Origin of the sequence: Kribbella sp. VKM Ac-2571 (genome assembly GCF_004362255.1) — a bacterium.
Taxonomy (GTDB): domain Bacteria; phylum Actinomycetota; class Actinomycetes; order Propionibacteriales; family Kribbellaceae; genus Kribbella; species Kribbella pratensis.
In genome coordinates, this window is record NZ_SNWS01000025.1 from 1 (window position 1) to 18,752 (window position 18,752).

Below are 18,752 nucleotides of genomic sequence, written 5' to 3' on the forward strand. Positions count from 1 at the left end.
ACCCTGCCCACCCGATCCGGTCACCCGCACCCAAACCAAGCACCAGCCGCACCCACCCTCACGACGACCGACACTTTTTCAGGTCGAAGTAGCTAGTGTTCGGCCCGTGAAGCTTTGGCGTGTGATCGCAGGTGTGCTGGCGGCCGGATTCGTCGCGGCCGGGGTGACTCCGGCGTGGGCGTGCGCGTGCGGCGGCTATCTGCCGGACGCACAGTCGCAGGCCCGGGCGTACGGCGAGAACGCGCTCGTCCAGTACGCCGGGGGCAGCGAGCAGATCACGCTCTCGATGTCGGTCCACGGCGTGTCGAAGAAGGCGGCCTGGATCATGCCGGTCCCGTCGGCCGCGAAGGTCGACCTCGGCGACGACGAGGATCTGTTCTACCGCCTCGGCCAGCTGACGCGCCCGAAGCGCGTGGTGAAGAAGACGTACTGGCCGTTCCGTGATCTGGGGATCATGGGCAACGGCCGTGGCGACTCGGCCGGCGCGCCCGCGCCGGGAGCCGGGGTGAACGTCAAGCAGCAGATGGTGCTCGGCCCGTTCGCGGTCACCCGTCTCGGCGGCTCCAGCGGTACGGCGGTCACGGACTGGCTGCGTACGAACGGGTACGTCGTACCGTCGACGCTGGCCGCGAACCTCACGCCGTACCTGACAGAGAAGTGGGAGATCGTCGCCGTGAAGCTCGCGCCGAAGCAGGACGGCGAGAGCCTGTCCGGTGCGACGCCGCCCCTGCGGCTGACGTTCGCGTCGGACCGGATCGTGTACCCGATGAGGCTGAGCAAGGGTGCGACCACGACGCAGACCGTGACCGTGTACGTCGCGGCCGAGCACCGGGTCGACGCCACGAAGGTGCCGGACGCCGACGTGACTCCGGAGCTGCTCTTCGCGGGCCGGGTCGAGATGGAAGCGTTGCCGAAGCCGACGGACTTCCTGACCGCGTACACGGCGACGTACCGCGAGCCGGGCAAGATCACCGACGACTTCACGTTCGCGCAGGCGGCCAACGACGACGAGTACCAGCGGATCACCTACGTCACCGAGAACGACGGTTTCTGGAGCACGGTCGCGGTGCTCGTCGGACTCGTGCTGCTCCTGGGCGGCGGGGCGATCGTGCTCGCGCGGGTGCTGGCTCGGCGGGCGGCCGCGGGCGTCCGCAGGTAGTCGTCTAGGGTCGTGGATCGTGCCGGCTGACAACGCGTTGCTCGCTGCGGGAATCGGCGCGGTCGCCTGCGGTGCCGTGGCGCCCGTGCTCGGTCCCTGGCTGATGCGGAGCATTCCCGAGCCGGAGCTCGAGGAAGGCGAGACCAAGGTCTCGTACGCGTCGCTGGCCGGTCGGCGAGCGACGTACTGGTGCGGCGGACTCGCGGCTGTGGCCGGCGGCATCCTTGGCTGGGTGCTCGGTATGGACGCCGCGCTGCCCGCGTGGCTGGTGCTCGTGGTGGCCGGCTCGGTGCTCGGGTACATCGACGCGCGCACGCGGTTCCTGCCGTCGGTGATCATCTGGCCGACGTACTTCGTGGTCGGAGCCGGACTGTTGGCCGCGGCGGTGGCGACGGGGGAGTGGGGCTCGTTGCGGCGGGCTGCGATCGCTGGAGCGATCGGGTTCGCGGTGTTCTACGTGCTGTGGTTCGCGTTCCCACGCGGGGTCGGGTTCGGCGACGTTCGGTTGTCGGGTCTGCTCGGGATGGCGCTCGGCTGGCTCGGCTGGGGCGAGTTCGTGTCCGGGCTGTACGGCGGGTTCTTCCTCGGCGCGATCGTCGGGATCGTGCTGATCGCGGCCCGGATCATGACCCGCAAACAGATGGTCCCGTTCGGTCCGTTCATGCTCGTCGGCGCGCTCGCCGGCGTCCTGCTCGGCGCCCCGTTGGAGAAGTTGTACGCCGGATAGGGGAGTCCTCCACTCCACCAGATGGTTGATGTGCGGACGCCACCCTCCTTCCTAGGGTCGAAACATTCGAACTCTCGGGAGGGAAATCAATGCCAGTCAGTCGTCGTGGTCTCCTGGCCGGAACAGCCGTTGCGGGTGCAGCACTCGCCATACCTGGTACGGCGTCCGCCGCTGTCGTCGGCACCAGCGCCAAGATCGGGCCGGGTGACGCGCGCTACCAGGATCTCGTGCAGCGCGGCCAGAATCGCCGCTTCGTCGGTCAACCCGACTACGTGCGGATGATCCGGTCGGCCGAGGACGCCGTCGCGGCCGTGCAGGACGCGGTCCGCAGCGGGAAGCGGATCGCGGTGCGCGGCGGCGGGCACTGCTTCGAGGACTTCGTGGACAGCAGCGACATCGAGGTCGTGCTGGACATGTCGACGTACGACGCGGTGACCTGGGACCCGCAGTACCGGGCCTTCTCGATCGGCGCTGGGGCGGTCCTCGAATCCGTCTACAAGGAGCTGTTCTACGGGTGGGGCGTCACAGTGCCCGGCGGCGGGTGCCTCGGCGTCGGCGTCGGCGGTCACTTCAGCGGGGGCGGGTACGGGCCGCTGTCCCGCAAGTACGGCTCGGTCGTCGATCACCTGTACGGCGTGGAGATCGTGATCGTCGACGCCCGTGGACGGGCGCGATCGGTGGTGGCGACGCGCGACAACGAGCACCACGACCTGTGGTGGGCGCACACCGGAGGCGGCGGCGGGAACTTCGGTGTCGTCACCCGCTACCTGATGCGGTCTGCCGGGTCGTCCGGCCGGGCACCGAGCGAATCGTTGCCCAAGGCACCGGCCGCGCTGCGGGCCACGCTACTGGTGTACGACTGGAAGACGACGACGCAGGCCGGCTTCCTGCGGACGGTGCGGAACTGGTTCGACTTCTTCGAGCAGCACAACACCGCGGACTCGCCGTACGCGACGCTCTATGCGCCGTTCATCCTGACCCACTCGTCGGCCGGGCAGTTCCTGCTCTCCACCCAGATCGACGCGGCCGCGCCGAACGCGGCGGCGCTGATGAACGCGTTCAACGCGGCGATGGTCGCCGGCGTGGACCCGAACCCGCAGGTCTTCGACGCCGGTGAGGGACCGTTCCTGCACACCACGATGGAGCGCTCGATCGCCGATACGCCGTCACCGGGACGCGGGAAGTACAAGGCCGGGTACCTCAAGAAGGGGTACACCGACGAGCAGATCGTGGCGATGTACCGCGGGCTGACGGACCCGACGTACACCGGACCGGAGTCGTCGGTGCTGCTGATCCCGTACGGCGGCAAGGTGAACACCGTTCCGTCCGACGCGACCGCCGCCGCGCAGCGCGACGTAGTCGCCAAGATGGTGCTCAGCGCGTCCTGGCAGAACGAGACCGACGACGCCAAGAACATCGCGTGGGCACAGAAGGTGTACGCCGACATCTACCGCAACACGGGCGGTGTCCCGGTGCCGAACGCGATCAACGCCGGGTCGTACATCAACTACCCCGACGTGGACCTGGCGGATCCGGCGTACAACAAGTCGGGTGTGCCGTGGCACGACCTGTACTACCTCGGCAACTACGCGCGGCTGCAGCAGATCAAGTCGAAGTGGGACCCGCGCAATGTGTTCCACCACAAGCTCTCGATCGAGCCGTTGTAGTCACCAGCCCGGGTAGCGGGTGGTCCAGGCGGTGTGCGGCCCGTAGTCGCCGTGCAGCCGCTTGCCCTGGCTGAACTCCAGTGCGAAGTCGTCAGCGAGCTGGAGGATGACCGGACGTCCCTCGACGGTGAAGACGAGCTCTGCGGGCAGAGCCGTCTCACCGTGGAGGGCGCCGAGAATGTTCCCGCAGATCGCACCGGTGGAGTCGCTGTCCCCGGAGTGGGTGACCGCGAGCGCGAGGGCATCGAGGAACTGCTCCGGCTCGGGGTAGGCGAGGGCCGCGTAGACGGCGATCGCAAGCGCCTCCTCCGCGACCCAGCCGCCACCGAGGCGCTCGACCGTGACGGGTCCGGCCGGTGCCGTCGCGGCCAGGTGCCTGGCGAACGCGAGCGCCGTACTGGTCTCCTCGTGGCCCTCGTGCTTGATCAGCAGGTTTGTTGCGCTGGTGAGTGCGTCGTCGAGGCTCGCGCCGCCGCACAGCTCCCGGATGATCGCGGCCAGCGCACCGGAGGCAAGCTTGCCGGTCGTGTGACCGTGCGTGTACCCGGCGGCGGTCGCGGCCGAGTCGAAGATCCACTCGGCCGGGAAGTCGTCCGGCAGCAGCCCGAACGGCGCGACCCGCATCACGCCACCGCAACCTTTCGAGTCGTTGACCGTCTGGCCGCCGTACTGCGCGATCCTGGCCTCACCCTTGCGGGCCTGGGTCAACGCGGTGAGGCAGGTGTTGCCCGGCGCGCGGCGCGCGTACAGCCACTGCTCGTTGATGAGCCAGCCGTCGCGCTCGCCGCTCGGGCCCGGCAGGTTCTGCGTGTCCAGCCAGCGGTCGTACGCGTGGTGCACGACACCTACGGTGAAGCCGAGTCCGCGATCGGTTCGCACGCTCGCCCGGATCAGTCCCTCGACCGTGAACAGGGTCATCTGGGTGTCATCGGTGATCGTCCCCGCCGGCCATCCGCCGGCAACGAACGTCCGCAGACCGTCGGAGTGCTTCGCGACGATCGACCGACCGTCCTCGAACTCCACCGGACCGCCCAGCGCGTCCCCGATCGCACCGCCCAACAGGCACCCACGCACCCGCGCCCGCCACGTCTCCTCAGCTACCCGATCAGCCACCCGACTCATGCCAGGACCCTATCGGTGGTGGTGTCAGCGCTACCTCCAAGACGGGATCTGGAGCCAGTTCGCGCGGCGCTCGTTCCTTCTACGGTCATTGGTAGTAGAGCAACCGATCGTCGAAGGAGCGCATCATGACCACCGCATTTCGTCGTACCGCCGGGCGTCTGGCCGTGGCGGCCCTCGCCACGACAGCCCTCACGGGCGCCGCGATCGCCGGCGGTCAGGCAGCCACGGCCAGCACCAGCTGCCAGGACTCCCCGATCGCCAGAACCTTCAACGCCGTCCTAGCCGTCCGCACCGGCCCCACCCAGGACGACGCGACCTGCGGCTGAGGTTGATGAATCTGTCCAGTCTGTCTAGACTGTTCCCGAGGTGATGGTCATGACAGTTACGGCTGGGCAGTGGCAGTTGCAAGAGGCGAAACAGCATTTCAGCGAGCTGATCCGGGCAGTCCTGACCGACGGTCCGCAGATCGTGACAAGGCACGGTCAGCAGGTCGCCGTCGTGCTGGACATCGTGGACTACCGGCGGATGATCGGGGTGGAACTGGTGGATTTCAAAAGCTTCCTGGCCTCGGCGCCGGATCTGAGCGGTCTCGAGATCGAGCGCTCGACCGAGCCGGCGCGGCAGGTCGACTTCGAATGAGCTTTCTGCTCGACACGAACGTGGTGTCGGAGTTCCGAAAGAAGTCCCCGGATGCCGGTGCGGCCGACTGGATCGGCTCGGTCCGGTCGAGCCAGTTGTATCTGAGTGTTCTCGTGGTCGGGGAGATGAAGCAGGGTGTCGAGCGGCTCGCCGCCAGGGACCCGAAGCAAGCCGCCTCGATCGAGGACTGGAGACAACGACTGGTTCGGGGCTACGCAGACCGGATCGTCCCGGTGTCTCTGGAAGTCGCCGAGGCCTGGGGTCGTCTGAATGCGGCCGGTCCGCTCCCTCTGGTCGACGGGCTGATGGCCGCGACCGCACTCGTCCACGACTGGACATTCGTTACCCGCAACGCCGCCGACGTCGAGCGCACCGGCGTACGGCTCCTGAACCCCTTCGACAACTGAGACCGCTGTCCGGAGGGCGAACTCGGCGTGAAAGAATCGCGGCATGCTGCGCTGGCTCACCGCCGGCGAGTCGCACGGACAAGCGCTCGTCGCCGTACTCGAAGGTCTTCCCGCAGGCGTTGAGGTCACCACGGATGACGTGGCCGACGCCCTGGCTCGTCGTCGGCTGGGCTATGGCCGCGGCGCCCGGATGAAGTTCGAGCGGGACGAGGTGACGTTCGTCGGCGGCTTCCGGCACGGACTGACTCTCGGCAGCCCGGTCGCGATCCAGGTGGGCAACACCGAGTGGCCCAAGTGGGAGCAAGTGATGAGCGCGGATCCGGTCGACGCGGAAACGCTGGCCGGCCTCGCGCGGAACGCGCCGCTGACCCGCCCGCGGCCCGGCCACGCCGACCTAGCCGGCATGCAGAAGTACGGGTTCGACGAGGCCCGCCCGGTGCTCGAACGCGCCAGCGCCCGGGAGACCGCGGCCCGCGTCGCGCTCGGCGAGGTCGCGGCCCGCTTCCTCCGCCAGGCGTACGGCGTGACGATCGTCAGCCACGTCGTCGAGCTCGGCACCGTCAAGGCGCCGTACGGCGTGATTCCGGCGTACACGGATGTCGCGGCGCTGGACGCGGACCCGGTCCGCTGCCTCGACCAGGACGCGAGCAAGCAGATGGTTGCCGAGATCGACGCCGCACAGAAGGCCGGCGACACGCTCGGCGGCGTCGTCGAGGTCGTCGTCGACGGACTCCCGCCGGGCCTCGGCAGCTACGTGCACTGGGACCGCCGCCTCGACTCCAAGCTGGCCGGCGCGCTGATGGGCATCCAGGCGATCAAGGGCGTCGAGCTCGGCGACGGGTTCGAACTGGCCCGGACGCCGGGCTCCAAGGCGCACGACGAGATCGTCGCCGAGGACGGCTCGGTCCGCCGTACCAGCGGTCGTTCGGGTGGTACCGAGGGCGGGATGAGCACCGGCGAGACGCTCCGGGTCCGCGCCGCGATGAAGCCGATCGCGACCGTCCCGCGCGCCCTCCGCACGATCGACACCGCCACCGGCGAGGCCGCTGCCGCGCACCACCAGCGTTCGGACGTCTGCGCCGTACCGGCAGCCGGCATCGTCGCCGAGGCGATGGTCGCGCTGGTGCTTGCCGAGGTGTCGCTGGAGAAGTTCGGCGGCGACTCGGTTGCGGAGACCGCGCGCAACCACCAGTCGTACCTGGCGAACCTGCCGAAGACGATCACCCCGCGGGAGTGGGAGTGAGCCCCGTCGTTGTGCTGGTCGGCCCGCCCGGATCGGGCAAGTCCACGATCGCGGCACTGCTCGCGAAGCGGCTCGGCGTACCGCACCGCGACACCGACACCGACATCGAGGCCGGCGCGGGCAAGCCGATCTCGGACATCTTCGTCGACGAGGGCGAGCCGCACTTCCGCAAGCTCGAGCGGGAGGCGATCGTGGCCGCGCTGCAGGGCGACCGCGAGGTGCTGTCGCTCGGCGGCGGCGCGATCCTCGACCCCGCCACCCGCGCCGACCTGGCCGGCCACACCGTGGTGTTCCTCGACGTCAGCCTGGGGGAGGCGACGAAGCGCGTCGGCCTCAGCGTCGCGCGTCCGCTGCTGCTCGGCAACGTCCGGACCCAGCTGCGCAACCTGATGGAGGCGCGTCGCCCGCTGTACGGCGAGGTCGCCAAGCAGACCGTACTCACCGACGGCAAGACTCCGGACCAGATCGCCGACGAGATCCTGGAGCAGCTCTCGTGAGTGCAAGGATCCGCGTCGAGGCGGCCGCGCCGTACGACGTTGTCATCGGCAACAACCTGCTCGGGGAGCTGCCCGCCCTGCTGGGTGACGGCGTGCAGCGGGTCGCCGTCATCCACCCGCGGGCACTGCGCTCGACCGGTGACGCGATCCGCGACGACCTGACCGGCTCCGGGTTCACCGCGCACGCGATCGAGATCCCGGACGCCGAGGAGGCCAAGACCGCAGAGGTGTTGGCGTACTGCTGGTCGGTCCTCGGGCAGGCCGGCTTCACCCGCTCGGACGCGATCGTCAGCGTCGGCGGCGGCACGACGACCGATCTCGCCGGATTCGTTGCCGCCACCTGGCTGCGCGGCGTGAAGGTCGTGCACATCCCGACGACTCTGCTCGGCATGGTCGACGCGGCCGTCGGCGGCAAGACCGGGATCAACACGGCCGAGGGCAAGAACCTGGTCGGCGCGTTCTGGGAGCCGGCCGGCGTACTGTGCGACCTCGCCGCACTCGAGACACTGCCCGTCAACGACTACGTCAGCGGCCTCGCCGAGGTCGTGAAGTGCGGCTTCATCGCGGACCCGGTGATCCTCGACCTCATCGAGAAGGACCCGGCCGGCGCCAAGAGCCCGTCGTACGGCGCGACCGAGGAGCTGATCGCCCGGTCCATCCAGGTGAAGGCGGACACGGTCGGCGCGGACCTGCGCGAGCGGACGACCACCGCGGGCGGGCCGATCGGGCGCGAGGCGCTCAACTACGGGCACACCCTCGGCCACGCCATCGAACGCGTCGAGCGCTACAAGTGGCGCCACGGTGCCGCGATCAGCATCGGCATGGTCTTCGTCGCCGAACTGTCCCGCGCCGCCGGCCGCCTGGACGACGCCACCGCCGACCGCCACCGCACCGTCCTGGAATCCCTGGGCCTCCCCGTCACCTACCGCCCCGACGCCTGGCCCCACCTCCAAGACGCCATGAAACTCGACAAAAAAACGAGAGCCAACCGCCTCCGCTTCGTCATCCTCGACGCCCTCGCCAAACCCACCATCCTCGAGGCCCCCGACCCCAGCCTCCTAATAGCCGCCTACACCGAAACCACCTAACCTCCCACGCCGAACCCCCGCCCAAGGCATCGCGCCCCACGTCCCGGCCCCACGTCCCGGCCCCACGTCCCGGCCCCACGTCCCGGCCCCACGTCCCGGTCCCACGTCCCCGCGCCCGCACTCCCAGCGCGCCAGCTCCGGTGCCGTTGCACAGGGTCTGGTGACCGGGCACCTGTTATTTCCTGTTCCACGCCCCCGCGCAGGGTGCCGTGTCCCCGGGTCCTGTGTGGTGGGCCCGCTTCCTGTTCCGGGACTGCACGGGCGCCGCGGGTCGTGTGGTTGCACAGGGTCTGGTGACCGGGCACCTGTTATTTCCTGTTCCACGTCCCCGCGAGGGGTGCGGTGTTGCCGGGTCCTGTGTGGTGGGCCCGCGTCCTGTTCGGTGACTGCGCGGGTGCCGAGGGTCGTGTGGTTGCACAGGGTCTGGTGACCGTGCACCTGCTATTTCCTGTTCCACCCCCCCGCGAGGGGTGCCGTGTTGCCGGGTTCTGTGTGGGTGGCCCTGCTTCCTGTTCGGTGACTGAGTGCGTGCCGGGTGTGGTGTGGTTGGACGGGATCTGGTGGCTGGGCACCTGGTATTTCCTGTTCCGCGCCCCGGCGTGGGGTGCCGTGTCCCGCGGTCCTGTGTAGTGCCCCGCTTGCTGTTCCGTGACGCACGGGTGCCGAGGGGCGTGGGGTTGGACAGGGTCTGGTGACTGGGGGCCTGTTATTTCCTGTTCCGTGTCCCCGGGATGGGTGCTGTGTCCCGGCGGTTTGTGTGGTGGCACCGCCTCCTGTTTTACGTCCCGGCGAGGGGGGCCGTGGGCTCGCGGCCTGTGGTGTGGCGCGGCGGGCTGTGTTGTGAGTTGGTGGGCATGGCGGGGGTGGTGCGGGTTGAGGGTGGGGGTGGCTGGATGTGGTCAGATGGTGGGCGGTGGGTTGTGGGATGGGGGTGGGGCGCGGAGGATGCTGGAGATGCCTCGGAAAGGGCTTTCCATATGAGTGAGAGCAAGTATCGGATCGCGATCGTCGGGACCGGAGGGATTGCCGCCTCGCATGCGCGGGCTGTTGCGGCGTTGCCTGAGCGGGCCGAGTTGGTCGCGGCCGTCGACGTTGATCTGGATCGGGCGAAGGAGTTCGCCGCCCAGTGGAACATCCCGGCGACGTACGCGAGCCTGACCGACCTGCTGGCCGCCGGCCGGGTCGATCTGGTTCATCTGTGTACGCCGCCGAACTCGCACGTCCCGTTGGCTGCCGAGTGCCTCGCCGCGGATGTCGACGTGTACCTGGAGAAGCCGCCGACCCTGTCGCTCGACGAGTTCGACGCGCTCGTGGCCGCGGAGGAGAAGTCCGCCGCGCAGGTGGCGTGCGTGTTCCAGCACCGCTTCGGATCCGGGGCGGTCCGGCTGCGCGAACTGCTCGCCGACGGCGTCCTCGGGCGCCCGTTGGTTGCCCTGTGCAACACCGTCTGGTACCGCGACGACGCGTACTTCGCGGTGCCCTGGCGCGGTACGTTCGACGTCGAGGGTGGCGGTCCGACGATGGGCCACGGGATCCACCAGTACGACCTGTTGCTGTCGATCCTCGGCCCGTGGGAGAAGGTGACCGCGCTCGCCGCCCGGCAGGCGCGGCCGACGCAGACCGAGGACGTGTCGATGGCGCTCGTGACGTTCGAGAGCGGCGCGGTGGCGTCGGTCGTGAACTCGCTGGTGTCCGCGCGGCAGACCTCCCAGCTGCGCTTCGACTGCGAGAACGCGACCGTGGAGCTGGAGCACCTGTACGGGTACAAGAACCCCGACTGGACGATCACGCCCGCTCCTGGCCACGAAGAGATCGCCACCGCCTGGTCGGCCGATCTGCCGGATGTGGCGAGCGGTCACACCGCACAGCTCGCCGCGATCCTCGACGCCAAGGCCGCGGGCGAACCCACCCCGGTCACGCTGGCCGAGGCGCGCAACACGCTCGAACTCGCCGCGGCCATCTACGCCTCCGCGTTCACCGACAAGCCGATCCGCCGCGGTGAGCTCGGCCACGGTACGCCGTACGCACAACGCATGGGCGGCCCCGGCGCCCCCTGGAGTTAGGTCAGCTCGGGTGGTAGCTCCCGGCTGTGCAGGATGTCCAACCGGGAGACCGCCCGCGTGAGGACGACGTACAGGCGGTTGAGGCCGCGGGTCTCGGAGGCGACGATCTCGGACGGCTCGAGTGCGATGACGTGGTCGTACTCAAGCCCCTTCGCCAGGCTCGCCGGTACGACGGCGACGCGACCGTCACCGTCCGCCGCCGAGCTCTCGATCCCGGCCGCCTTCAGCGCATCGCTCACCGCCGGCAAGTGGTGATCGGCGGCAATGACACCGATCGAGCCCTCGACCGAGAGCGCTCTCCGGATGCTCTCGACGCATGCGGCCGCGACATCGTCGACACGTGTGATGGTCAGCTCGCCGTCCGAGCGGAACGACCTGGTCGGTGGAACCGCGACGTCGAGCGCGTCCAGCAGGCGGTTGGCCAGCTCGACCACGGTCCCCGGGACGCGGTACCCGGTGCTCAAAGCAACGATCTCCGCAGCAGGCTTTCCGAGGTGCCTGAGCTGTGTCGCCCAGTCGTCGGCCGCCCAAGCCGTCGTACCTTGCGCAAGATCGCCGAGCACCGTGATCGAGGTGTGTTCGCTGCGCCGCGCAATCGCCCGGCACTGCATGGGGGAGAGGTCCTGAGCCTCGTCCACGATCACGTGGCCGTACGTCGGAGAGCGCTCGAGCAACGCGCTCACCTCGTCGAGCAGTACGGCGTCCGCGGCCGTCCAGCGCGCGCTCTTCGCCTTACGCGGGCGCGACCACGCGATGGCGCGCTGCTCCTCCGCCGTCAGGATGCCCACCTGACTGGGATCGCTCAGATACTCGGCCAGCACCTCGTCCGCCTTCAACGCCGGCCACACCTCCTCGACGTACGGCGTCACGCCCCGCGCCATCCGCCGCAGCCAAACGCCGTTGCAGTTCTGCCCGCGCGCTTCGGCCTGCCGTTGCACCGCGGCGACGAGCCGTGCGATCACCCGCTCGCGACCGGTCGAGTACGTCGTCGCATCAGCCTCGGCCTCGTCCACCATCTCCGCGAACTCATGCTGACTGACCCGCCACTTGTACGACTCGTCCCGCACCACGACCGCCTGTGCCGGCCGCCCGATGCGCCCGTAGACCGCTCTCCGAAGGACTTCGGCCATCCGTACGTCGTGCTTGATCGCGGCCGCTATCGGGTCGTCGACCGCCCGCACCTCGCGGTCCAGCAGTTGCTCGATCGTGGTCTGTTCGACGTCCACTTCACCGAGGGTCGGGAGTACGGCGGAGATGTAGTGCAGGAACGCCCGGTTCGGTCCGAGGACGAGGACACCGTTGCGTTCGAGCCGCGACCGGTGCGCATACAGCAGGTAGGCGGCGCGGTGCAGGCCGACCGCGGTCTTGCCGGTCCCCGGCGCGCCCTGGATGCACACCGAGACGTCGAGTCCGGTCCGCACGAGTGTGTCCTGCTCGGGCTGGATCGTGGCGACGATGTCCCGCATCGGACCCACGCGAGCCCGCTCGATCTCCCGCCGCACAAGCTCGCTGGCCGAGCCACCAAAGCCGTCACCAGAACCGCCACCAGAACCGTCACCAGAACTCGTCCGGAGATGCTCGTCCTCGAAGCTCGTCAGCCGATTCCCTGACCAGCCGAAGCGGCGGCGGACGTCGATCCCGCGCGGCTCGACGGCGGACGCCTGGTAGAACGAGGCCGACACCGGCGCGCGCCAGTCGATCACCATCGGCGGGCGGCCGATCGCGTCCGAGATGTGCCGGCGGCCGAGGTAGTACGTCTGGCGGCGGTGCTCGCCGGCCGCCGGGTCCGTGGCGCCGTACGCGATCACGCCGAAGAACGGCGGGTTGTCGCCCTCCTCACCCATGTCGCGAGCCAGCGTCTTGAGGTAGAAGCCCAGCCGCTCGGCGGTGTACCGGTCACCCCAGGTGCCCTCGCCGACGACCACGTTCTCCCGCGCACCCGCGACCATCCGCCGCAGCGCGTCCCGGCAACGATCGGCGTACGCGCGTTCCTCGTCGAGCTCCTTCATCCGCCCCTCCACAAAAGATTAACTCGGTCAATCTTTTGCCTAGGTTAACATGATCACTGTGACCGGACTCCGCGAACGCAAGAAGCAGCAGACGCACGACGCCCTGTCCGAGGCGGCGATCGCGCTGTTCCTGAAGCGCGGCTTCGACGAGGTGTCGGTGGCCGACATCGCCGAGGCGGCGAACGTCTCCAAACCGACGTTGTTCAAGTACTTCCCGACCAAGCAGGACCTCGTCCTGCACCGGATCGCCGACCATCGGCACGAGTCGGCCCGGGTGGTCGCGACGGCCGCGGTCCCGCCGGTCCAGGCGCTGCGTGAGCACTTCATGGCCGGTCTCACTGCCCGCGACCCGGTGACGGGCCTGAACGACCATCCGCAGGTCCTCGCCTACTACAAGCTCGTCTTCGGTACCCCCGCCCTCACGACCCGGCTGCACCAGTTCATGGACGACGACCAGCACGCCCTCGCGACCGCCCTCGGAGGCGACCTCGCGGGCGAACTCCTTGCCGCCCAGACGGTGTCGGTCCAGCGGGTGCTGTCCCGCCGCAACTGGGAAGCCATCGAGGCCGGGCAGCGGGCCGCCGACCGCTACCTGGACGCGGTGACCGAGGCCGAGATCGCCTTCGACGGCCTCCCGCTAGGGTGAACGCTGTGACGGATGTGAGCAGGCGAGTGCTGGTGCTGAACGGGCCGAACCTCGGGCGGCTGGGGTCGCGGGAGCCGGAGAAGTACGGTACGACGACGTTCGCCGAGCTGGTCGGGGTGTGTGAGAAGACGGGCGCCGAGCTCGGGTTCGAGGTCGACGTACGGCAGACCGACGACGAGGCCGAGTTGGTCGGCTGGCTGCACGAGGCCGCGGACGGCCGGATTCCCGTCGTCCTGAACCCGGCCGCGTTCACCCATTACTCGTACGCGTTGCGGGACGCGATCGCGCAGCGGACCGCTCCGTTGATCGAGATCCACCTGACCAATCCGGCCGCCCGCGAGGAGTTCCGGCACACCAGCGTGGTCGCCGGGGTGGCGACCGGGACGATCGCCGGCTTCGGGGTCGACTCGTACCGGCTCGCGCTCCGCGCGCTCACCACCCTCGATTCATAACCAATCTGCCCCTTCGGGCATCAGATGGTTGTGACGACACAACAGGTGGGGGAACCTCTCGGTCAGCACCACCGGATTCCGGTCTGGGTCAAGGCGCTTGACCCGCTGTCGCAGTTCGGGCTGGTGCACACGCTGCGGCAGTGCCCGGAGATCAGCGTGATCGATGACGCTGACCTGGGGGCGCAGCGGCTCGCTCAGTCGGCCAATCGGCGCACTGCCCCGCCAGTGGTCGCGTTGGTTGCCGTCGACTCGCTGGACGCCGGTGCCGTTCAGGTACTGCGGGCCGCGACGCAGCGGGGTTTCCGCCGGACCGTGCTGATCGGCAGCACGATCGACGACGAAGCGCTGATGACAGCTGTCGAGCTGGGGGTCTCCGGCGTACTACGGCGTACCGAAGCGACCGGTGACCGGATTGTGCACCTCGTCCAGGCCGCCGCTGCGGGTGACGGCAGCCTGCCTCCGGACCTGCTGGGACGGCTGCTCGGCCAGGTGTCGCGGATGCAGCGCCACGTTGTGGCACCGCGAGGACTGTCCCACGCCGGTCTCTCCGACCGGGAGACTCAGGTACTGCGACTTGTCGCGGACGGCATGGACACGCAGGAGATCGCCCGGGAGCTGTCCTACTCGGAGCGGACGGTCAAGAACGTCCTCCACGACGTCACCAGCCGCCTGCAGCTCAGGAACCGCTCCCACGCCGTCGCCTATGCACTGCGCCAGGGACTTATCTAGGCGCTGAGCTGCGGGTCGTACCTGAGCGAACGCAAGGGCCGCCAGCACGATGAGACCGCCGACTGCCTGCAATGCGGTCAGGTGCTGAGAGAGGACCAGCCAGCCCACTGTGGTGGCTACTACCGGGCTCAGCAGTCCCAGGAACGTGACCTCGGTCGGAACGAGTTCCCGGAGTCCGCGGAACCAGAGTGCATAGGCGAGTGCCGAGCCGAACAGCGCCAAGTACGCGTAGCCAGCGACGTTCCGCAGTGTGAAGGCGGGAAAAGCGCCCTCGACCAGGAAGGCCACTGGCAGGAGCACAAGTCCACCAGCGACGAGCTGCCAGCCCGTAGTGGCCAGCAGGGGAGCAGGTGACGTCCAGCGCTTGCTGAGTACGACGCCGAATGCCATGACGACCGCAGCGCCGGCGGCTGCGAGTACGCCCCCCATGTCGAGTCGTGCGGTAGCTCGCAGCACGAGCAGACCGACGCCGAACACGCCCGCCAGCGCAGTGAAAACGGTGCGCAGTGACAGGCGCTGGCGCAGCAGACCAGCGGACAGCAAAGCGACCAGCAGAGGCTGGATCGCACCGACGGTCGCCGCCACGCCACCTGGCAGCCGGTACGCACCGACGAACAAGAACGCGTTGAAGGCGCCGATGTTGAGCGTGCCGAGGAGCAGCGAGCGCCACCACCAACTGCCGCGCGGCAGGACACGGGTGACCGCGACGAGCAGGAGGCCGGCCGGCAGCGCGCGCAAGAGTGCGGCCAGCAGAGGGCGGTGGGGCGGCAGGAACTCGGTGGTCACCACGTAGGTCGTGCCCCAGAGCATCGGCGCGATGGCCGTGGTCAGGAGGATGGTCGAGCGTCGATTGCTTAGCACTAAGATAAAGTATCTCAGTGCTAAGCAACTTTCAAGTCTCTCAGCGCTAAGGGATCTGGCGCTAGGCTGGGTGGATGGCAGATCACGTCGACCTGGTGCTCGAGCAGTGGCGTGTGCGGCGGCCGGACCTGGATCCGTCGCCGATGGGCATCATCGGGCGGATGAGCCGCCTCGGCGCGCTGTTCGACGCCGAGCTGCGGCGGAACTTCAGCAAGCATGACCTGGACCGCGCGTCTTTCGACGTACTGGCGACCCTGCGGCGCAGCAACGCCGAGCACAGCCTGACCCCGGCCGGGCTGATGCACTCGTCGATGGTCACGTCGGGAGCGATCAGTCAACGGCTGGATCGGCTGGAGGCTCGCGGACTGGTGACGCGTGCGCCGAGTGAGACCGACCGCCGTGGTGTGCTGGTGACCCTGACGCCTGAGGGCCTCGAGCTGATCGACAAGGTGCTGCCGACACACGTCGACACCGAGTCGCAGCTACTCGCCGGCCTGTCGGCGGCTGAACGCGAGCAGCTGGCAGGTCTGCTGCGGACGCTACTGGAGTCACTCGGGGATAAGCGGGACTAGCTACCTCACTGCGACGTGGGAGGAGTGGCCCGCGGCGGGTTGCTGACGGTCTGCCACAGCTCCTCGATGTCGGAGCGATCCTCCGGCTCGGGTACGTCGACCCAGCCGCTGGCCCACACGTTTTCGTCACGGTCGTTGACGTTGAAGATCGACTCCGCGAACGCCGCTGAACCGACGTACCGCTCCTCGTCAGGCTCGTCCGGTACGTCGGTTCCTTGCTGAGCTGCCGGCGGCGCGACCAAGGTGCGGGCGTACTTCTGCGCCTCGAGGATCCCCATCTCACGCTCGTCGCTCAGCAACCGGATCGCGCCTACCTCGTGGCCCGCCTTCATCAGGTCCCGCACCCTGGCGTCCAGGTCCTGCTTCGTCGACGGCAGGTTGTTCTGCTGCGGTCGATGCGCCGGCGGCTGGTACGGCCCCGGGTTGTACTGCACCGGGTACTGCGCCGGGTACTGGGAGGGCTGGAACTGCGCCGGCGGCTGGTACGGCGTACCGAAGCCGGGCTGCTGTGCCGCCTGGCCGGGGGAGTTCCGCTCGCCCATGTGTCGCGGCTGCCGCCCGTTCTGCAGGAGTTGCTGGAGAACGGCCGCGGCCTGCTGACTGCCCTGCGCAGTCCCGGTCTGCATCTGCCCTGGTATCGGCGCCGGAGGTGGTCCGCCCGGCCCGGCGGCCTGGGTGAACTGGCCCTGGAACTGGACCGGTTGGTTGCCGCCCTGCTGGGCCTGGATCCGCTCGATCACCGCCTGCATGCGGGCGTTCTGCTTGGCGTTGCCGCCGCCGGACTGCTGCTTGGCTTTGTTGATCAGGCCGACCACGATCATCACCACGACGAAGATCACGAACCCCGTCATCAGCCGGCCTCCTGGCACCTCGGTGGACGATCCGGAGCTCCAGCGTACGGCCCCCGGGGTCCGGCCGAACGCACGAATCGGAGGAATGCGGTAGTCACCGCTACAATTTGTCGTTACCGCTGATCGATTTCGAAGGGCATACCCGCGTGGCATCGACGAACGACCTCAAGAACGGCATGGTGCTCGACCTGGACGGACAGCTGTGGTCCGTCGTGTGGTTCCAGCATCACAAGCCGGGCAAGGGCGGCGCCATCGTCCGGACCAAGCTGAAGAACGTGCTGTCCGGCAAGGTGGTCGACAAGACGTTCAACGCCGACGTCAAGGTCGACGTGGCCACGGTCGACAAGCGTGACATGACGTACCTGTACAACGACGGCACGTCGTACGTCTTCATGGACAAGAGCACCTACGACCAGCTGCAGCTCACCCCCGAGGTGGTCGGCGACGCGGTGCACTTCCTGCTGGAGAACCAGGACGCCATCGTCGCGGTGCACGACGAGCTCCCGCTGTACGTCGAGCTCCCGGCCTCGGTCGAGCTCACGGTCGAGTACACCGAGCCCGGTCTGCAGGGCGACCGCTCCAGCGGCGGCACCAAGCCGGCCAAGCTGGAGACCGGTTACGACATCCAGGTCCCGCTCTTCCTGACCACCGGCGAGAAGGTCAAGGTCGACACCCGCACCGGGGACTACCTCGGCCGCGTCACCTCCTGAGCAGCGCAACCTCTAGGGAAAGTCGACAACAGAAGATGTCTGCCCGGAGCAAGGCCCGCAAGCGCGCCCTCGACGTGCTGTTCGAGTCGGAGGTCAGGGGGTTGCCGGTCGGCGGCACCCTGGCTGACCGGGTGGCCGACAACGACCCGCCGGTGAACGAGTTCACCGTGGCGCTGGTCGAAGGGGTCGCGAAACACAATGAGCAGATCGACGACCTGCTCGAGACCCACTCGGTCGGCTGGACGCTGGACCGGATGCCGGCCGTCGACCGGAACATCCTGCGGATCGGCGCCTACGAGCTGCTGTTCGACGACCAGGTGCCGGACGTGGTCGCGGTGAGCGAGGCGGTCGCGCTCGCGCGGGACCTGTCGACCGACGAGTCCCCGACGTTCGTCAACGGCCTGCTGGCCAGACTGCTGCAGCTGAAGCCCACACTGGGCGTCTGAATCGCTGCTGGGAAGTGAGGGGGCGAGCCCTCTCTCAGGCCCGGTGACCGTCTCGGTACGGTCCCGGGCCGCCGTTGCGTCCCCGTGTGCGGCCGGTGAGGTGGTACCTGCCGCTGGTACTGCGTTGGTCCTGCATTGGTACTGCGTTGGTAGTGCTCTGTTCCGTCTGCTGAGGAAGGCGGGCGGCCGCGGGCCAGCTGCTACAAGCCCCGACCGTCTAGTACCTTCGCCAGATTGCTGCCTTCTCAGGCGTCAGGCGCCGGCGGCTTCGGACGTTTCCTCGACGTCACCCTTCGCCTCCGGGTTCAGTACACCCCAGGAGATGAAGCGCTCGGTCAGCGTCGTCGGCGACTCGTCGTAGATGACCGCGAGCGTCCGCATGTCGTCCTGACGGATCGACAGCACCTTTCCGTTGTAGTCCCCACGCTGAGCCTGGATCGTGGCCGCGTACCGCGTCAGCGGACCGGCCTCGCTCGCGTCGAGGTGTTGCAGGGCCTCCAGGTCGAGGATCAACCGGGGAGGAGCGGCAGCCGCGGCAGCCGCGCTGGCGGACCCAGGGAGCAGCTCACGGATCGGCACGCCGTAGAAATCGGCGAGCTCCGCGAGCTTCTGGACCGTGACGGCTCGATCGCCGCGCTCGTACGAGCCGACGACAACCGCCTTCCAGCGACCCTTGGACTTCTCTTCCACGCCATGCAGCGACAAACCCTGCTGCTGGCGGATGGCACGTAGCTTGCCACCCAGTGTCTTCGCGTATTCGCTCGGCACGCTGGTTCTTCCCTCCGACTAGTTTCGTCATGTCCGGCCCGCAGGGAACGGGCCAGATGGCCAAACCCCCTCGATTACACAGAGTAACAATATTCT

20 protein-coding genes and 1 pseudogene are annotated in these 18,752 nt (G+C 68.6%); 16 read left to right on the forward strand and 5 right to left on the reverse strand.

Annotation, left to right across the window (positions count from 1 at the left end):
- Positions 1–106 precede the first annotated feature (106 nt).
- The 3 genes from EV651_RS37835 to EV651_RS37845 all read left to right on the forward strand — a co-directional run bounded on the left by EV651_RS37835 (position 107) and on the right by EV651_RS37845 (position 3,553).
- A complete protein-coding gene (locus EV651_RS37835; RefSeq protein ID WP_133790435.1) occupies positions 107–1,159 on the forward strand; it encodes a DUF2330 domain-containing protein in 1,053 nt (350 codons plus the stop codon).
- 19 nt (positions 1,160–1,178) lie between these two features.
- Entirely contained in the window at positions 1,179–1,886 is a 708-nt protein-coding gene (locus EV651_RS37840; protein ID WP_238157459.1) for an A24 family peptidase, read from the forward strand.
- An 89-nt stretch (positions 1,887–1,975) separates the two neighbouring features.
- Positions 1,976–3,553: an FAD-binding protein gene (locus EV651_RS37845; RefSeq protein WP_133790439.1), complete on the forward strand. Its 1,578-nt coding sequence runs from the start codon at positions 1,976–1,978 to the stop codon at positions 3,551–3,553.
- On the opposite strand, the gene EV651_RS37850 is transcribed toward EV651_RS37845, so the two are convergent.
- The gene (locus EV651_RS37850) at positions 3,554–4,675 is read right to left on the reverse strand and encodes an ADP-ribosylglycohydrolase family protein (RefSeq protein WP_133790441.1); all 1,122 of its coding nucleotides are present in this window, start codon (positions 4,673–4,675) and stop codon (positions 3,554–3,556) included.
- Between the two features lie 125 nt (positions 4,676–4,800).
- Here EV651_RS37850 and EV651_RS37855 point away from each other — a divergent pair, with 125 nt between their 5' ends.
- The 7 genes from EV651_RS37855 (at position 4,801) to EV651_RS37885 (ending at position 10,612) form a co-directional block, all read left to right on the forward strand.
- A complete protein-coding gene (locus EV651_RS37855) occupies positions 4,801–5,001 on the forward strand; it encodes a hypothetical protein (RefSeq protein WP_133790442.1) in 201 nt (66 codons plus the stop codon).
- A gap of 49 nt (positions 5,002–5,050) precedes the next feature.
- Positions 5,051–5,314 (forward strand): type II toxin-antitoxin system Phd/YefM family antitoxin, encoded by a 264-nt coding sequence (locus EV651_RS37860; RefSeq protein ID WP_202870700.1) that lies wholly within the window; start codon positions 5,051–5,053, stop codon positions 5,312–5,314.
- Entirely contained in the window at positions 5,311–5,721 is a 411-nt protein-coding gene (locus tag EV651_RS37865) for a type II toxin-antitoxin system VapC family toxin (protein WP_133790444.1), read from the forward strand. Before EV651_RS37860 ends, EV651_RS37865 begins: the two co-directional genes overlap by 4 nt.
- 43 nt (positions 5,722–5,764) lie before the next feature.
- Positions 5,765–6,964: a chorismate synthase gene (gene aroC / locus EV651_RS37870; RefSeq protein WP_133790446.1), complete on the forward strand. Its 1,200-nt coding sequence runs from the start codon at positions 5,765–5,767 to the stop codon at positions 6,962–6,964.
- Positions 6,961–7,461 carry a shikimate kinase gene (locus EV651_RS37875; protein WP_133790448.1) on the forward strand — a complete coding sequence of 167 codons (501 nt, stop codon included), beginning with the start codon at positions 6,961–6,963 and terminating at the stop codon, positions 7,459–7,461. Before aroC ends, EV651_RS37875 begins: the two co-directional genes overlap by 4 nt.
- Positions 7,458–8,549 carry a 3-dehydroquinate synthase gene (gene aroB / locus EV651_RS37880; RefSeq protein WP_133790450.1) on the forward strand — a complete coding sequence of 364 codons (1,092 nt, stop codon included), beginning with the start codon at positions 7,458–7,460 and terminating at the stop codon, positions 8,547–8,549. Before EV651_RS37875 ends, aroB begins: the two co-directional genes overlap by 4 nt.
- 977 nt (positions 8,550–9,526) lie before the next feature.
- On the forward strand, positions 9,527–10,612 hold the full coding sequence (locus EV651_RS37885) for a Gfo/Idh/MocA family protein (RefSeq protein ID WP_133790452.1): 1,086 nt from the start codon (positions 9,527–9,529) through the stop codon (positions 10,610–10,612).
- Here EV651_RS37885 and EV651_RS37890 read toward each other — a convergent pair.
- A complete protein-coding gene (locus EV651_RS37890; protein WP_133790455.1) occupies positions 10,609–12,621 on the reverse strand; it encodes an AAA family ATPase in 2,013 nt (670 codons plus the stop codon). The genes EV651_RS37885 and EV651_RS37890 overlap by 4 nt on opposite strands.
- Positions 12,622–12,670: 49 nt before the next feature.
- Between EV651_RS37890 and EV651_RS37895 the strand changes: the two genes are divergently transcribed.
- The 3 genes from EV651_RS37895 to EV651_RS42790 all read left to right on the forward strand — a co-directional run bounded on the left by EV651_RS37895 (position 12,671) and on the right by EV651_RS42790 (position 14,448).
- Positions 12,671–13,267 (forward strand): TetR family transcriptional regulator, encoded by a 597-nt coding sequence (locus EV651_RS37895; RefSeq protein WP_133790457.1) that lies wholly within the window; start codon positions 12,671–12,673, stop codon positions 13,265–13,267.
- A 14-nt stretch (positions 13,268–13,281) separates the two neighbouring features.
- A complete protein-coding gene (gene aroQ, locus EV651_RS37900) occupies positions 13,282–13,719 on the forward strand; it encodes a type II 3-dehydroquinate dehydratase (RefSeq protein ID WP_133790607.1) in 438 nt (145 codons plus the stop codon).
- Between the two features lie 588 nt (positions 13,720–14,307).
- Positions 14,308–14,448, forward strand: a complete 141-nt coding sequence (locus EV651_RS42790) for a LuxR C-terminal-related transcriptional regulator (protein ID WP_238157469.1) — start codon at positions 14,308–14,310, stop codon at positions 14,446–14,448.
- Between the two features lie 39 nt (positions 14,449–14,487).
- On the opposite strand, the pseudogene EV651_RS37910 reads toward EV651_RS42790, so the two are convergent.
- Positions 14,488–15,309 (reverse strand): annotated as a pseudogene (locus EV651_RS37910) (EamA family transporter); the annotation flags it as partial.
- Positions 15,310–15,383: 74 nt separating this feature from the next.
- On the opposite strand from EV651_RS37910, the gene EV651_RS37915 reads away from it, so the two are divergent.
- Complete coding sequence (locus EV651_RS37915) at positions 15,384–15,881, forward strand: MarR family winged helix-turn-helix transcriptional regulator (RefSeq protein ID WP_133790461.1); 498 nt, start codon at positions 15,384–15,386, stop codon at positions 15,879–15,881.
- 5 nt (positions 15,882–15,886) lie between these two features.
- Here EV651_RS37915 and EV651_RS41690 read toward each other — a convergent pair whose 3' ends face one another.
- On the reverse strand, positions 15,887–16,732 hold the full coding sequence (locus EV651_RS41690; RefSeq protein WP_166658925.1) for a hypothetical protein: 846 nt from the start codon (positions 16,730–16,732) through the stop codon (positions 15,887–15,889).
- A 146-nt stretch (positions 16,733–16,878) separates the two neighbouring features.
- Between EV651_RS41690 and efp the strand changes: the two genes are divergently transcribed.
- Both efp and nusB read left to right on the forward strand, forming a co-directional pair.
- On the forward strand, positions 16,879–17,442 hold the full coding sequence (gene efp / locus EV651_RS37925) for an elongation factor P (protein WP_133790465.1): 564 nt from the start codon (positions 16,879–16,881) through the stop codon (positions 17,440–17,442).
- A 35-nt stretch (positions 17,443–17,477) separates the two neighbouring features.
- Positions 17,478–17,888 (forward strand): transcription antitermination factor NusB, encoded by a 411-nt coding sequence (gene nusB / locus EV651_RS37930; protein ID WP_133790466.1) that lies wholly within the window; start codon positions 17,478–17,480, stop codon positions 17,886–17,888.
- A gap of 252 nt (positions 17,889–18,140) precedes the next feature.
- Here the strand turns inward: nusB and EV651_RS37935 are convergent, their stop codons facing one another.
- Positions 18,141–18,656 carry a transcriptional regulator gene (locus tag EV651_RS37935; RefSeq protein WP_133790468.1) on the reverse strand — a complete coding sequence of 172 codons (516 nt, stop codon included), beginning with the start codon at positions 18,654–18,656 and terminating at the stop codon, positions 18,141–18,143.
- Between the last annotated feature and the right edge of the window lie 96 nt (positions 18,657–18,752).